The following is a 15,121-nucleotide window of genomic DNA, read 5'->3' on the forward strand; positions in this document are numbered from 1 at the left end:
TATTTAAATCCTGTGAGAAAGAGAGTAACTTCTATGTGTTTTATAGAGAGCTGAGGATGGTGGAAGCTTGGCAAATAAGTATTAGTGAAAAGAACTTTGGAGGATACTAATTGAATTTAGTATGTTAGTAGGTAATCTCGCCTTAAGAGAAAGAGTGGATAAGTTTATCTTATCAATTAGAGTGGTAACGCGGATATATTTCGTCTCTTGGTTTTTCCAAGAGGCGTTTTTTAATATATTTAATTATTAGTGTTTATCTGGTATGTTGAACATTTACTAATTGATTAGCTAAGTTTATCAATAAGAGTGGTACCGCGGATATTTCGCCTCTTAGTATTTTAAAATACTAAGGGGTTTTTTTAGTATTAAAATGATTTTATGTGAGTCTAAATTCTCAGAGTCATTCAATATTAAGAATTTCTATAAAATAAAAATTATAATTTAAGATTGGGAGGAATTAAAAATGAAGGAAAAAGTAGTATTAGCATATTCAGGAGGACTTGACACATCAATCATAATACCTTGGTTAAAGGAAAATTATGAAGATATAGATGTTATAGCTGTTTGTGGAAATGTAGGTCAGGAAGATAAAATGGAAGATGTATATGAAAAAGCTTTACAAAGTGGAGCATCAAAGGCATATGTGGATGATATAAGTGAAGAATTTGTAACTGAAACTATATTTAAAGCCGTAAAAGCAGAGGCTAAATATGAAGGAAAATACTTATTAGGAACTTCTTTAGCAAGACCTATAATAGCTAAAAAATTAGTTGAAGTTGCTCATAAAGAAGGTGCAAAATATATATGCCATGGATGTACAGGAAAAGGTAATGACCAAGTTAGATTTGAAGCTACAATTGCAGCTCTTGACCCGACTATAAAAGTTATTGCACCTTGGAGAATTTGGAATATAAAATCAAGAGAAGATGCTATAGACTATGCTGAAAAACATAATATAAAGGTAACAGCAACTAAAGCTAAAATATATTCAGTAGATGCTAACCTTTGGCATGTTTCAACAGAAGGTGGAGATATAGAGCACCTAGAAAATGAACATAAAAAAGATGTTTATAAACAATGTGTAGACCCAGAAGATGCATGTGATGTAGCTGAATATGTAGAAGTTTACTTTGAAAAAGGTGTACCTAAAAAGGTAAATGGCGAAGAATTATCTCCAGTTGCACTGATTCATAAGTTAAATGAGTTGGGTTGTAAACATGGAATTGGTGTTATAGATATAGTTGAGAATAGACTTGTTGGTATGAAATCAAGAGGTATATATGAGACTCCAGGAGGAACAATCCTTTATGAAGCACATAATATTTTAGAAAGTGCTACTTTAGACAAAGATACATTACATTTCAAACAAATGGTATCTTATAAATACGGAGAACTTATTTACAATGGACTATGGTATTGTAAATTAAGAGAATCTATAGATGCATTTATGGAACAAACTCAAGATAATGTTACAGGAACAGTAAAAGTTAAACTTTACAAAGGAAATATAAAACCTGCTGGAATATTTACTGAAAATGCTCTTTATGATGAAGGAATATCTTCTTTTGGAAATAGTGAACTTTATGACCACAAAGATGCAGAAGGATTTATTAATTTATTCACTTTACCATTAAAAATCAGAGCTATGAAAGCTGGAAAATAATAAAATAAATTATTTAAGAGTGTATAAAAACTATTTTTAGGTTTTTATATGCTCTTTTTTTATTTGAATTTATTAAATTATACAGTAAATAGTATAAAAAAATATATTATAGTTCCAAATGGCTTAATAATGTGAAAATATAAGACCTAAAATATAAATTTTATAAATACAATAGTTATTGACTCTCTCATTGTAAGAGGGTTTATACTGAATCTAATGAAAATTTATAGTGAGGAGATAGATTATATGAGAAAAATAATTGAAATTAAACATCATTCACATGATTATGAGTGTATGTGGAATGGTATAGAAGATTTATATATAAATAAAACCGGTGAATGCCTTCCAAACGATTTTTTCTTTTTACTGTCAGGTTTTGGTTCATTTTGTTATATGAAAACAAATAAAGCTGATTTGAAAAGAATGGTAGCTTTGGGAGATGGAAGGACAAAACAGATGTATAAATTTTTAGCACCAATTGTTGGATTTGAATACAAACATCATGAGTTTAAAAAGTATGAGCAAGCATTAAAGAAAGCAAAATCTGAAATTGATGATGGATATCCAGTTATTTTAGGAGCTTTAGATATGTATTATCTACCATATTATAAGAAGCTATATCATAAAGAACACATTCCTTTTCATTATATATTAATGGTAGGATATGATGATGAAGGAATATATCTGTATGATTGTGGTAGAACAGAATTATTACATCTTTCTTATGATAAATTACGTGAAAGCATGAATTGAAATTCCCCTGGATTAAGCAAAGAAAATACTATTTGCACAATAAGAATGAATACTTCAAAGAATAAATATAACATTGCTAGAGAAGCTATTGCTATAAAGCGTGATATGTTTTTAAATCCACCTAAAGGATTTTTGGGATATAAAGGTTTTGAAAAGTTTATTAAAGAGTTGCCACAGTGGAACACTGAATTGGATAAAGATGATTATGATAAGATTTTGACCAATATGGTTATGTTTTTTGGAACAGTACCAACAATTCCAAATGCAATCAAAGGAATTAAAGAACCAGATACTGTTCAATTTAAAGGTGGATTTGATAAAATGAGTAGAATGCTCAACAGTATTGGGGAGGAATACAAAAACGACTCTTTTATACAAGTAGCTGATATTTTTGATAAAACTGCTATTATAATTGAGAAAATATCCAATATTATAATAGATTACTTAACTCAAACATGTGATGATACAGGACAACTTCCGTTATTGTTCTCTGAGGTCTTAGAGCATATGAAAACAGGATATTTAATCTTGGATGTATAAAAAATATATTGTTGACCCTAACATTACGTAATAGTGTAATATGAAAATATAGCTTGAATATATTAGTAGGTATTGATGGCTGTAAAATTAAAATTTGAGGTGTGGATATGAGAACAGTGAAACAAGTTTCTGATTTAACTGGAATAAGTGTGAGGGCATTACATTATTATGATGAAATAGGTCTTTTAAAACCAAATAAAATTACAGATGCAGGATATAGACTTTATGATGATGAATCTATTAAAACTCTTCAACAAATTTTATTTTTTAAGGAGATTGATATTCCTTTAAGAGAGGTTAAGGAAATAATGTCAAGCCAATATTTTGATAAGGTTGAAGCTCTAAAAAATCAAAAAAAATTACTTATTTTAAAACGAAAGAGACTGGATGAATTGATAGAGCTTATAAATCAAACTCTAAGAGGAGAAGGAAATATTGATTTTAAAGAGTTTGATATGAGCGAGTATTTTGATGTTTTAGAAGAATTTAAAAGAGAGCATAGGAATAAGGTAATTAAAATTTATGGTAGTGTAGAAAAATACAATGAATATATAGAAAGAGTTAAGTCTAATGAAGAGAAAATTGCTAAAATGGCTATAAAACAATATGGAACTATTGAGAAGTTTGCCCAAGCTATAAAAACAAATTTTAGCAGTGATATATTGAATTTAGGAGAAAAATTTGATAGATATAAAAATGATTGTTTAAAAGAAAAACATCCAAAATTAAAAGAATTATATAGAAAGCTTGTAGAAGATTTAAGTAGGAATCATTCTTCAACAGACCTTCAAGAAATAGCAAAAGAGATAACAGATATATCTAAAAAAGATTATGAAATTTTCTCTATGGATACTGGTGATGACAACTGGTATTATATGGTTCAAAATTATCTAGTAAATCCTATGTGGATAGAAGAAGTAGATAAAAAGTATGGAAGTGGAGCAGGTAAGTTTATTGGACAAGTACTAAAGACTTATCTAAGAGATAGAAAACCAAAGATAAATACATTGTATGAAAAACTTGTAGAAGATTTGAGTAGAGATTGTTCTTCAAGGGAAGTTCAAAGCATTGTTGAAGAAATAGACAATGAAATGAAAAGAAGTAATGAATTTTATAAAATAGACAATGGTGAAAGATACTTTGATTATATGTCAGAGCTTTATTTACAAGATTCTAACTATATAAAAGTAACTGATAAGAATTATGGTGATGGTGCATCTAAGTTTATTGGAGAAGCTTTTAAGATTTATTTTGATAATAATAATTGTTGAAAATTTGGAAGTAAAAAATATGTAAGTTTTATAAAAGCACAAAAATAAGGATGTAGATTAGCTCCATCTATATCCTTATTTAAAGTTATTAAAATATATAGTTTACATCAAACTTAACACTTTCAATAATATTTCCCAAATATGTTTTTATACTTTCAACTTCTTCTAAAGATTTTAATTTATTTTCAGTATAAATTGCTTTGTCCAGAATATTAAACCTTAATCCTATTTCATCAAAGTACTCATGATTTAAAACTTTGTACCAATGGTTTTTTTCTTTATTCCAACTCGTAGATATTGAATCAGCTTCTTTTTGAGCTTTTTCCCAATCTTCATTTTCTATAGATTTTTCTAAAACAGATATATTGTCTTTATATCCTTCTGTAAAATCATATAGTTTATTGTTAACGTAAAATCCAAATAATACAAATAAGATAGTCCATAGTATAACAAATGTTGTAGATTTCAATATTAATCACCCTTTTTATTTTGAATAAATATTTTGTCATTTTCATCTAAAACACAAATAAGAACATCTTTAAAAGTTTCTATGTGATTAGATTTTAAAATACCCATTAACCAGTTAGTATCTTTTTGAGCTATGTCTAGATTTTTATTTATTATTCTACCATCCAGTATAAGTGGGATAGGTAAATGATTAAAAGCTCTTGGAGGAGTACTATTGTAGCTTGATGCTGGTACAACACTTAGATTACCATCAGTCTCCAAAATAGCATATTGTACATCTTTTAGGTTAAAGTATCCTTGAATCCTAAGTTGTTCTAATAATTCATCTATACTAATTCTTTCTTTTTTAAGCTCTTTATATACAATTTTTCCTTTATCTATTAATACAGAAGGTTTACCTGATAAAAATGAACTTAATTTTCTGCTTTTTAATGATAAGAATGAAATTAGAGTCTGCATGATTACAAGTCCAGATATTGCTGCAACACCATTTATGATTGGTATATTATTATTTTCCATTGGGACAGATGCAACTTCTGCAATTAATAGTGTTATAACTAAATCAAAACAGTTCATTTCAGCTATTTCACCTTTTCCCATGACTCTAAGTGCAATTAGCACTGTTATGTATAATATAATACTTCTTATTAATACTACTGTCATATCTATCAATTACTCCTTTAAAAAATATTTACACTTAGTTAGTATATCCTATATAAAAAATTTAATTCAAAGTATAAAAAACCTTAAATAATTGGATTCAACTATTTAAGGTTTTTTTGATAATTTTAATATTAAATTTTTTATGGATTTTCTGTTACTTTTATTTATTTTAATAACAGATTCAACAAAACTCTTTTTATCTCCTAATTTTAAGATAAAATCAGGATATTCTTCAAATTCATTGAGTTTTATTAATTTGAAAGAAGAAGATAGATTTTTAAAGTTAATAATTTTAGAGTTATTCACTAATACACTTCTTTTTTTAAAATAAATTTCTTTTTTACTTATATTTAGTATAGTTAATATTTGTTTAAGATATATTATTATATCTTCTGGAGTTCTATCAAATTTGAGTTCAAAATTTTCATCTTCAAAGTAGGGAATATAATATAAAGGTGTTTTGAGAGCAGGTAATTTATTATATAATTCTTCAAGAATATCGATATTTTTAGGGGAGTTAAAGAAAAAGCATTTACACACATTCATTAAATCCACAGCATCTGAAAGTGAGTTATGTTTAATATCTCCTTCTACAGAAAAAATTTTTTTCATATTCAGTAAAGATATTTGCTTAGATAAGATTCTATTATTGTATGTAATATGTTGAGATATAAAAGGTTGAATGTCAATCATCATATTAAATAACTCTAAGCATTTACCTGTATATTTATATACTCTAAATGAAGTTAGAAGGCCAGTTATATCAAAATCACCCCAATTATATATTGTAACATCATCAAATTTACAAAACCATTTATAAAAATCATCCATAACATATAAAAGATTAGGAGCATTATTGATATCTAGTTGGTTCAATTTGGTTAAATTTTTACATTTATTTGAAAGTATTTTATTGTATTTTGGCTTAACTAAAGAGTAATAATTATCTATTGTATTAAATTCGTTATCAACTAAAACTCCACCAATAGAAATTAATTCCGCACCATTATATTCTTTTGGTTTATTTTTATTATCATCTAGTATATTAAATTCAAAGTCTATAAATAACTTGTATTTCATAAATCTAAAGCACATCCTCAGGTAAATTATTTATTGAGCCTAAGCATCATAAGAATCAATAGATATAATGACTCTAAACATCAAAGGTTCATTACAACTTTTATTTATTTCATAATTTAATTCAAATAAATCTTTTAAGATATAATTTATAAGTATTCTTTCCCAACCCATTTTTAAATTAACTTTAGAGTCTATTAATATATTTTCTATCTTTTTAAATATTTCTATATTTGCTGGTATTATACTGAGCTCAATATTACTTTTAAACGGGTTAGACTGTAAATCTGTTATAAGTATATTTTTTAATTCCTCTGTAAGTTCAGAAATTAAACTATCACCTATGTATTTTTTTATGATTTCCTCTCTAATTTCTTTTAAATTTAGCAATATTAGTACCTGCTACTTACATAGTAGCTTTTCCTTTCCTTTTAATACTATTATTCATTTTTGAATCTTATTTAGATATATTTTAAGATTAAAAGTCTTTAGCTATATAATTTTTTACCCATTTTTAACTTATATTAACATATTACAGGCTTATATCTCCACCCTGCTTACATTGAGGATGGAGTATATTGCCTATTTTGATAAAAATGATAGGTTGTTATTTGCCTATTCCTTTTTCTGATAATTTTTCTAACATATCTTTGGTCATTTTATCTAAATCATAACTAAACTTAAAGTTCCATTCTTTTACTGCACTACTACTGTCTAGAGAGTTAGGCCAAGAATCAGCTATACTTTGTCTTACAGGGTCTACATCATATTCTATCACAAAATCAGGAATATATTTTTTTATAGAATCAGCTATTTCTTCAGGAGAAAAGCTCATAGCAGTAATATTAAAAGCATTTCTATGGATGAGTTTATCAGCTGGAGCTTCGATTAAATCCACTATTGATTGAAGTGCATCAGGCATATACATCATATCCATTTTTGTACCTTCTGCTATATAAGATTTATATCTCTTATTTTTTAATGCCTCATAATATATATCAACTGCATAATCTGTAGTTCCTCCACCAGGAGGCGTAACATAAGAAATAAGACCTGGAAATCTAACACCTCTAGTGTCTACTCCAAATTTTGAGTGATAATAATCACATAGTAATTCTCCAGAAACTTTAGTCACACCATACATAGTATTAGGTCTTTGTAATGTATCTTGAGGAGTCATATTTTTTGGAGAATTTTCACCAAAAGCAGCAATTGAACTAGGTGTAAAAAATTTACAATCCAATTCTTTGGCTATTTCAAGACCATTTATTAATCCATTCATATTTAAGTTCCAAGCTTCTAGAGGTTTACTTTCAGCAACTGCAGAAAGTAAAGATGCTAGATGAATTATAGTATCTACATCATATTTTTTTGCAATTTCAAAAAAACGATTCTTATCTGTAACATCTAATATCTCAAATATACCAGATTCACATACTGGATTACCTTCTTTTACTCTCCTTGAACTAGCGATTACATTTTGTTCTCCATACTCATTTCTAAGCTTTATTGTTAATTCTGAACCTATTTGTCCTAATGCACCTGTTATAAGTATTTTTTTCAATTTCACAACCTCCTAAGGGTTTAATTTATGTAGTACTACTTATTTTTATTTTAGCAAATCTTTTGTTTAAATACAAAGAATTAAAGATAATAATATACGACTTAATTGAATGAAGTGCAGTAAGTGCCTAAAAATTTAAAGCTAATATATAATGGTCTATTGTATAACAATAAAAGAGTAGATTAAATTATTATATATAGATTGTGTGACTAAGTCACAGAAAATAGAGTTAATTTAATATATAATAAAAGCATATCAAGTAAAGCTTTAAATTAAAGTAACTTTATATAAAAAGTAATATAAATTGATAAAATTATAAATTTATTTATAGTGAATATAGGTTGGATTTTATAGATACAAAAATAGTATATATGATATGTAGACCATTAGCATGTTTAAAGTAGCAAAACATATAAAATAAAATTTGAAAGGAAGTATAAAAATGACAAGACCATCAATATATCATAGCCAAGGATACACTTGTGCAGAGGCATTAATAAAGTCTTATAATGAGGAACACAACACAGATATACCAATCTCAATAGGAAGTGGTATGGGGGTTGGAATGAATGTTGGAAGTGTTTGTGGAGCTGTAAATGCTGCTGTTGTTATAATAGGGTATTTAAATGGGCGAAATAGTAATTTAGATGAAAATATAGCAAGGAAGTATTCAAGAGAGCTATTGAATAGAGTAAGAAATAAATACAGCTCAGAAATATGTGTATCTCTTAAAAAAAATAAAGTAACTTGTGAAGAAATAATAAATTTCACATATGATGCTCTAAATGATATGCTAAAAAATCAAAAATAATTCTAAGAAACAAGTATTTTACATTCGATAGAATACTTGTTTTTTTATGATATTTTTAATAAGTATTAGTTTATTATAATTTTTAAATCAATTTTATTATATTTTAATTGAAACAATCTACTTTGAAAATTACTAACTGACAAAAGAATATGATTATAGTATAGAAAAAATGTAAATTATTTAATATTAAGTGAGAGTATATGTTTACCTATATAAAATCGTATAAATTAATGGCTAAATTTATAAATTATAAAGAAATATATAGGAAAACAAAAGAATTAATTAGTATAATATAAAGTTAAAAAGTTAAAATTTATATAATTTATTTATAAAGTAAAGAAAAAATAGAAATTTGTAATAAAATAAAAAGTTTATGACATAATATGGTATAATTAGTAAAAATATAGAGATTGGAGGAATTGCTTTGTTTATAGATGAAGAATTAGAAGGTTATATATTAACATGTAAAATATCTGAAGACTTTAAAAATATACCTGAATATAGTGATGAAGAGTTTTATGTTACAGTCTATAAAGATGAAAGTTCTGACTCTGGGTACTATGCTTTATTAGAAAATAAAGAAGAAAGAGTTGTATGGGATGGAGAAGTTGTTGCCAATAATATTTTTAATAACCTTTGGATTGTAGTAAATAAGGTTAAAACTGGATAATAGTCTAATTATATAGTATTTGTAATATTTTAAATGAATTTTTACATATTTGAGATGAGTAAATAACAAAGATTATTCGATACTGGAGGAGTAATTCAATGGAATATAGTTATAGTAAGATGAACTTAAAAAAAGGGGATATTGTAGAGGTAAATTTAGAGAAACAAGCCAATGTAATATTGTTAGACCATATAAATTATGTGAAATTTAAAAATCAAAGAAATTATGATTACTATGGTGGATTTGCAAAGAAAAATCCATGTAGAATGAGAGTTCCTAATACTGGAACATGGTATCTAGTAGTAAATCAAGATGGAAATAGTGGAATAGTAAACTTTTCAATCAATACAATTCAAAATTAATTTTAGAATATTGGATATTCTTACTTTTTGTACTTTTTATATAGTTAAAATAAAATTAATAAGCAATTATTATAAAATAATGTGGGTGCCTCAAAATGAATTTTATAATTCACGAGACACTCTTTTTTATATGAACTCAAATATACTTTATCATTTCAACAATGAAAAAGAGGCGTATCTGTGTTTTGAGATAGCCTCATTTATCATATATCATATATAGAATTTTAATTATTCTTAACTAAAATTTTTTCCATAGGTTATCTGTACAATTAAAATATTTATTGTTAGCATACAGCTCCACCTGTAAGGTGTAAAAGAGCCTCTAGTATCTCTTCTTTTCTTTCCAAAACTTCATCTGATAAAAGCATTTCTATAAATTTATCAGCACCGATTCTATCGATAGTTATTCCAAAACGTTCACCTGTGTTACCCTGTTCTCTAAATAAAAGAATTGCTTTTTCAATTAAAGTCATAAGTTCCTCTTTTGAAAATAATCTATCAATCTGTGTTCCAGGACGAACTGATTTTCCCCATTTCCCTCCTATATAGACTTTATAACCAGATTCTTTTTCTTCAATACTATCAAAATTACAACTTTCTATACACTTACCACAGTTATTACATAGATTACTATCTATTTCAAGTTTACCTTTATCTGTTAATTTAGCTGCTTTAACAGGACAGACCTCTACAACAGCACATTTTTTACAACCAACACAAAGCTCTGAATCATAGTCAGGTACACGTTGACCAACAATTCCAAGATCATTTAGGTCAGGTTTAATACAGTTATTAGGGCATCCACCAACACCAATTTTGAACTTATGAGGTAGTTTTACATCATACCAATTTTTGTAAAATTCTTCGTGTATTTCAGCAGCAAGTGCCTGTGTATCAGCTAGACCATGAACACAAACAGTACCTTTACAAGCCACAACAGGACGAACCCTTGATCCAGTTCCACCTGTTATTAGATTTTCGCTAGCAATAAATTCACTTAGAGCTTCAATATCTTCAAATTTTACACCAGGTAATTCTACTGTTAGTCTAGTAGTAAATGCTAACTGACCGTTTCCGAATTTTTCAGCAGCTTCTGCAATTTTTTTTGCTTGTGATGCATTTATTACACCATTTACAGTTATTATACGTGCTGCAAAATGTTCTCCATCCCTGCTTGGTAGAAAACCTCTACCTTTTACTTCCTTTTTTTGTTCTGCTGTAACATTACTCATATTTACTCCTCCATTACCTTAAGATTTGGATAAAATAGTGTTCCACCTTCAAGAACTTTCGTATTTGTATAGCCAAAGCGTCTTAAGCGATTTTGCGCCATATAGCTATTTTTACCTTTAGCACATATAAGAAGAATTTTTTCATCCTTAGCAAGGCCTTCAATTTCTCCATTAATTTCACCAACAGGAATATAACGTAAACTAGGAATAGAAGGAGCTTTTGAAACATCAAGTTTAGTCCAACTGTCAAAATCCTCAATTTCGTCAAGTAAAACACTATCAAGTTCTCCATTAAGTTTATTTTGTAAAACATTTACTGCCACTACAAAAGGGTGAATAGCTGTTGAAAAAGGTGGTGCATATGCAAGGTCCATACTTTCTAATGAATAAAGGTCAGCGCCTAAAGTTATTGCAGTAGCAGCGATATCTACTATTTTATCAACCGCTCCAGGTCCCATAACTTGAACACCTAATAATTTTCTAGTATTTTTTTCAGCAACCATTCTTATAATAAAATTAGATGCACCTGGATAATAATGAGCTTTATCATCAGTAGCTATGGTTACAGAGCAAACATTATAACCTTCTTTTTCAGCTATTTCTTTACTTAGACCTGTTTTTCCTGCATTGAGCTCAGGTAATTTTACTACTGTTGTTCCAAGAACACCATTGTAAGTTTTAGATTTTCCAGATATATTTTGTGCGCAAATTCTACCCTCATGATTTGCAGATGACCCCATAGGTGACCATGTAGGTTTATTTGTTAAAGAATTTTTTACAAAAGCACAGTCTCCAACTACGTATATATCTTTGTCATTTGTAAGCATATATTCATCTGCAATAATTGTATTATTAGGGGCAAATTCTAAACCTGTGTCTTTTAGAAAACCTGTGTTAGGACGGATTCCAACTGACATAACCACTAAATCTGTTTTAATAGCTCTATTTTTAGTACGAAGTTTTTCAACTTTATTTTCACCTTCAATACCTACAACCTGGTCACCTGTAAAAATCATTATGCCTTTATCAGCCATATGATTTTCAACGTATTCAGCAAAATCAGTATCAAATCCAGGCATAACATGTTCAGCCATATCAACAACACTTACACGTATACCCATTGCAGAAAGATTTTCAGCAATTTCAAGACCAATGAAACCTCCACCAATAACAACAGCTCTCTTAATACCGTTTTCAATAGAATCTCTTAGTTTTATAGCATCATTTGGAGTACGCATAAAGAATACTCCAGGTAAATCTATTCCAGGTATTGGTGGTTTTATTGGGTCTGCCCCTGTAGCAATTACAAGTTTGTCATAGCTTAGATTTTCTTTTTCTCCTGTTGAAAGCGTTTTCAAAGTTACTTGTTTTGCATTTCTATCAATAGATGTAACTTCAACTCCACAACGAACTTCTGCTCCTGTTAGTTTAGAAAAACTTTCAGGTGTATTTACGATTAAAGATGATTTATCTTCAATTATCTTACCAACGTAATATGGAAGACCACAACCTGCATAAGAAATATCATCACCTTTATTTAGTATTGTAACAGAGCAATTATCACCCATTTCACGTTTTATTTTTGCAGCAGTTTTTGTTCCAGCAGCAACTCCACCTATAATTAATACTTTCACAATATATCACACTCCAATCTACTTTATAACTCTATAATAAAATTATACTTCTTGACAATATATTTGTAAAATACTAAAATATTAATAAAATCATAAGCATTTACTAATGTTTGCTAAGGTTGTGATAATATGACAATTCGTAGTCTTGAAATCTTTGTTAAGGTTGCTGAATGTGGTAAAATGAGTGAAGTAGCAAGAAATATGTATATTACCCAGTCATCAGTTAGCCAAGCTATTTCAGAAATAGAAAAAGAGTATGGTGTTAAGCTATTTGATAGAATTTCAAAAAAATTATATTTAACTGAGGCAGGGAAAAAACTTCTTGGATATGGGAGGCATCTTTTAGCTGTAAATGAAGAAATGAATGATTGTATGAAGCATTGTGCAAAAAATATCCGTATAAGAGTTGGGGCAACAGTAACTGTTGGTACATGTGTAATAAGTCCAATAATGTTAGAATTATACAAGGTAAATCCTCTTATAGAACCTGAAGTATTTGTAGAAGATACAAGACTGATTGCAAAAAAATTACTTAATAGTGAATTAGATATTGCGATTGTAGAAGGAAAAATTAAGCACCCAGATATTGTTACAAAAAGCATTATTAATGATAATCTTGTACTTATATGTTCACACAAGCATGAGTTCTACAAAAGAGACTCTATAAAAGTTTCAGAACTTTCAAATCAACCATTAATTATGCGTGAATTAGGAAGTGGTACAAGAGCACAATTAGAAAAGCAATTAAAAGAATTAAAAATCCCAATGAATATTAGATGGTCATGTTATAACTCTGAAGCTATATTAAGAGCAGTTGTAGATAATTTTGGCATTGCAGTTATATCCGAATTACTTATTGAGGATTATTTAAAAAAGCATCTTTTGTGGGCTTGTGATATTGAAGGTATTAATTTACATAGGACATTTGATATTGCATATCATAGAAGCAAGTTTTTTACAGAAAATATTTCAGCATTTTTTGATATTTCAGTAGAATATGGGAAAAAACAAGCGAGAAAGAAGAGTAGAAGTGTAAACAGTTTATAATATATCTAAATAAAAATAAGAGTATATAAATATACTCTTATTTTTATTTAGATATATTAGCCTATATTAACGCCAAAATTTTTACACAATCCTGCAAGTCCATCCTCAAATCCAGAACCTAAAGCATTAAATTTCCACTCTCCATTATGTCTATATAGTTCTGCCACAACTATTGCTGTTTCTATGCTAAAATCTTCACCCAATTCATATTTAATAAGTTCCTCATTAGTTTCTTCATTATATATTCTTATATATGAATTTTCAACTTGTCCGAAATTTTGTCTTCTTGTAATTGCTTCGTTTATAGTAACACTAAATGATATTTTAGCAATATTTTGAGGTATTTTAGATAAGTCTACATTTATTTGTTCATCATCACCATCACCAACACCTGTTCTATTATCACCCATATATTCAACAGCTCCAGAAGCGTGTTTTAAATTATTATAGAATATAAAGTCTCCATCATTCGTTACTTTTCCATCAGTTCCAGTTAAAAATGCAGAGGCATCTAAATCGAAATCAAAGCCACCATCATATTTATTAATATCCCATCCTAGTCCTACTATTACTTTTTTTAGACCAGGGTTACTTTTTGTTAAACTTACTTTTTGTCCTTTTGCTAAAGTTATACCCATTTAAACCAACTCCTCATTATAAATTTTTTATTGTAATTATTACTTATATGTATTAATTAATTCACGAAGCTCTTCATTTTGACCAATTCCTAAAGCATTAAATTTCCATTCTTCATTTCTACGATAAATTTCTCCTGCCAAAACTGTTACTTTACCAGAAAAGTCTTCTTGAAGATTATATTTAAATAATTCTTGCTTGGAATTTGAATCAATTAATCTTATAAAAGAGTTGTTCATTTGACCAAAATCCTGGTCTCTTTTTTTAGCTTTGTATATAGAAACTCCAAAAACTATTTTATGTACATATTCAGGTATGTCTTCTAAATTAACAATTATTTGTTCATCATCACCTTCACCTTTTCCAGTTAAGTTATCTCCAGTGTGTATAATAGCTTTAGAAGGGTGTTTAAGATTTCCAAAATAAACCAAGTCACCTCTAACATTCATTTTATCTTGGTTAGTCAATGCTATTGCAAATGCATCTAGGTCATAATTTTTTTTACCCAATTTATTCATATCCCATCCTAAGCCTACTACTAGATTTTTTACAGGATTATTATCTTTTACTAAGCTAACTCTTTGTCCTTTTTGTAAACTAACACTCATTTTAAGTTCTCCTTTTTATATTTTTAGTTTTATTGATGGTATCAAGTATAAGAACCATATTAGCTATATTATATACGTATTTAGGCTAAGTTGGCTATATTTATAAATTATTTATTATATAA

17 protein-coding genes and 1 other annotated feature are annotated in these 15,121 nt (G+C 27.9%); of the genes, 8 read left to right on the forward strand and 9 right to left on the reverse strand.

What is annotated here, in order from left to right:
- Nucleotides 1–3 precede the first annotated feature (3 nt).
- Nucleotides 4–211 (forward strand) — a binding site (T-box leader).
- Between the two features lie 252 nt (nt 212–463).
- The 4 genes from CDIF1296T_RS09630 (at nt 464) to CDIF1296T_RS09640 (ending at nt 4,227) form a co-directional block, all read left to right on the forward strand.
- The gene (locus tag CDIF1296T_RS09630; RefSeq protein WP_009896935.1) at nt 464–1,663 is read left to right on the forward strand and encodes an argininosuccinate synthase; all 1,200 of its coding nucleotides are present in this window, start codon (nt 464–466) and stop codon (nt 1,661–1,663) included.
- A gap of 246 nt (nt 1,664–1,909) precedes the next feature.
- Nucleotides 1,910–2,416: a BtrH N-terminal domain-containing protein gene (locus CDIF1296T_RS19690; protein ID WP_009896937.1), complete on the forward strand. Its 507-nt coding sequence runs from the start codon at nt 1,910–1,912 to the stop codon at nt 2,414–2,416.
- A gap of 30 nt (nt 2,417–2,446) precedes the next feature.
- On the forward strand, nt 2,447–2,956 hold the full coding sequence (locus CDIF1296T_RS19695) for a DUF4872 domain-containing protein (protein WP_330360587.1): 510 nt from the start codon (nt 2,447–2,449) through the stop codon (nt 2,954–2,956).
- Nucleotides 2,957–3,063: 107 nt separating this feature from the next.
- Nucleotides 3,064–4,227: a MerR family transcriptional regulator gene (locus tag CDIF1296T_RS09640; RefSeq protein WP_009896941.1), complete on the forward strand. Its 1,164-nt coding sequence runs from the start codon at nt 3,064–3,066 to the stop codon at nt 4,225–4,227.
- 88 nt (nt 4,228–4,315) lie between these two features.
- On the opposite strand, the gene CDIF1296T_RS09645 is transcribed toward CDIF1296T_RS09640, so the two are convergent.
- The 5 genes from CDIF1296T_RS09645 to CDIF1296T_RS09665 form a co-directional block, all read right to left on the reverse strand.
- On the reverse strand, nt 4,316–4,696 hold the full coding sequence (locus tag CDIF1296T_RS09645) for a DUF4363 family protein (protein ID WP_003439516.1): 381 nt from the start codon (nt 4,694–4,696) through the stop codon (nt 4,316–4,318).
- A gap of 2 nt (nt 4,697–4,698) precedes the next feature.
- Nucleotides 4,699–5,358, reverse strand: coding sequence for a DUF421 domain-containing protein (locus CDIF1296T_RS09650; RefSeq protein WP_009889750.1), 660 nt, complete (start codon nt 5,356–5,358; stop codon nt 4,699–4,701).
- Between the two features lie 105 nt (nt 5,359–5,463).
- Nucleotides 5,464–6,438: a 3'-5' exonuclease gene (locus CDIF1296T_RS09655; RefSeq protein WP_003439509.1), complete on the reverse strand. Its 975-nt coding sequence runs from the start codon at nt 6,436–6,438 to the stop codon at nt 5,464–5,466.
- Between the two features lie 39 nt (nt 6,439–6,477).
- Nucleotides 6,478–6,825, reverse strand: a complete 348-nt coding sequence (locus CDIF1296T_RS09660) for a hypothetical protein (RefSeq protein ID WP_003433614.1) — start codon at nt 6,823–6,825, stop codon at nt 6,478–6,480.
- Nucleotides 6,826–7,042: 217 nt separating this feature from the next.
- A complete protein-coding gene (locus tag CDIF1296T_RS09665; RefSeq protein ID WP_003433612.1) occupies nt 7,043–7,999 on the reverse strand; it encodes an L-threonine 3-dehydrogenase in 957 nt (318 codons plus the stop codon).
- Nucleotides 8,000–8,441: 442 nt separating this feature from the next.
- Between CDIF1296T_RS09665 and CDIF1296T_RS09670 the strand changes: the two genes are divergently transcribed.
- From CDIF1296T_RS09670 to mrpB, 3 genes are all read left to right on the forward strand, one after another.
- On the forward strand, nt 8,442–8,810 hold the full coding sequence (locus tag CDIF1296T_RS09670) for a C-GCAxxG-C-C family (seleno)protein (protein ID WP_003430296.1): 369 nt from the start codon (nt 8,442–8,444) through the stop codon (nt 8,808–8,810).
- Nucleotides 8,811–9,234: 424 nt separating this feature from the next.
- Complete coding sequence (gene mrpA, locus CDIF1296T_RS09675; RefSeq protein ID WP_003430297.1) at nt 9,235–9,480, forward strand: MinD-binding cell division protein MrpA; 246 nt, start codon at nt 9,235–9,237, stop codon at nt 9,478–9,480.
- Between the two features lie 98 nt (nt 9,481–9,578).
- The gene (mrpB, locus tag CDIF1296T_RS09680) at nt 9,579–9,842 is read left to right on the forward strand and encodes a DUF1883 domain-containing protein MrpB (protein ID WP_003439502.1); all 264 of its coding nucleotides are present in this window, start codon (nt 9,579–9,581) and stop codon (nt 9,840–9,842) included.
- 284 nt (nt 9,843–10,126) lie between these two features.
- Here mrpB and CDIF1296T_RS09685 read toward each other — a convergent pair whose 3' ends face one another.
- Both CDIF1296T_RS09685 and CDIF1296T_RS09690 read right to left on the reverse strand, forming a co-directional pair.
- Complete coding sequence (locus CDIF1296T_RS09685; RefSeq protein ID WP_003430299.1) at nt 10,127–11,074, reverse strand: 4Fe-4S dicluster domain-containing protein; 948 nt, start codon at nt 11,072–11,074, stop codon at nt 10,127–10,129.
- A 2-nt stretch (nt 11,075–11,076) separates the two neighbouring features.
- The gene (locus CDIF1296T_RS09690) at nt 11,077–12,708 is read right to left on the reverse strand and encodes an FAD-dependent oxidoreductase (RefSeq protein ID WP_009896946.1); all 1,632 of its coding nucleotides are present in this window, start codon (nt 12,706–12,708) and stop codon (nt 11,077–11,079) included.
- A gap of 129 nt (nt 12,709–12,837) precedes the next feature.
- Between CDIF1296T_RS09690 and CDIF1296T_RS09695 the strand changes: the two genes are divergently transcribed.
- Nucleotides 12,838–13,755 carry a LysR family transcriptional regulator gene (locus CDIF1296T_RS09695; protein WP_003439497.1) on the forward strand — a complete coding sequence of 306 codons (918 nt, stop codon included), beginning with the start codon at nt 12,838–12,840 and terminating at the stop codon, nt 13,753–13,755.
- A 56-nt stretch (nt 13,756–13,811) separates the two neighbouring features.
- On the opposite strand, the gene CDIF1296T_RS09700 is transcribed toward CDIF1296T_RS09695, so the two are convergent.
- Together CDIF1296T_RS09700 and CDIF1296T_RS09705 are read right to left on the reverse strand one after the other, a co-directional pair.
- Complete coding sequence (locus CDIF1296T_RS09700) at nt 13,812–14,393, reverse strand: TerD family protein (protein WP_003430302.1); 582 nt, start codon at nt 14,391–14,393, stop codon at nt 13,812–13,814.
- Nucleotides 14,394–14,432: 39 nt separating this feature from the next.
- Entirely contained in the window at nt 14,433–14,999 is a 567-nt protein-coding gene (locus CDIF1296T_RS09705; RefSeq protein WP_003439494.1) for a TerD family protein, read from the reverse strand.
- Between the last annotated feature and the right edge of the window lie 122 nt (nt 15,000–15,121).

Source organism: Clostridioides difficile ATCC 9689 = DSM 1296 (genome assembly GCF_001077535.1).
Taxonomy (GTDB): domain Bacteria; phylum Bacillota; class Clostridia; order Peptostreptococcales; family Peptostreptococcaceae; genus Clostridioides; species Clostridioides difficile.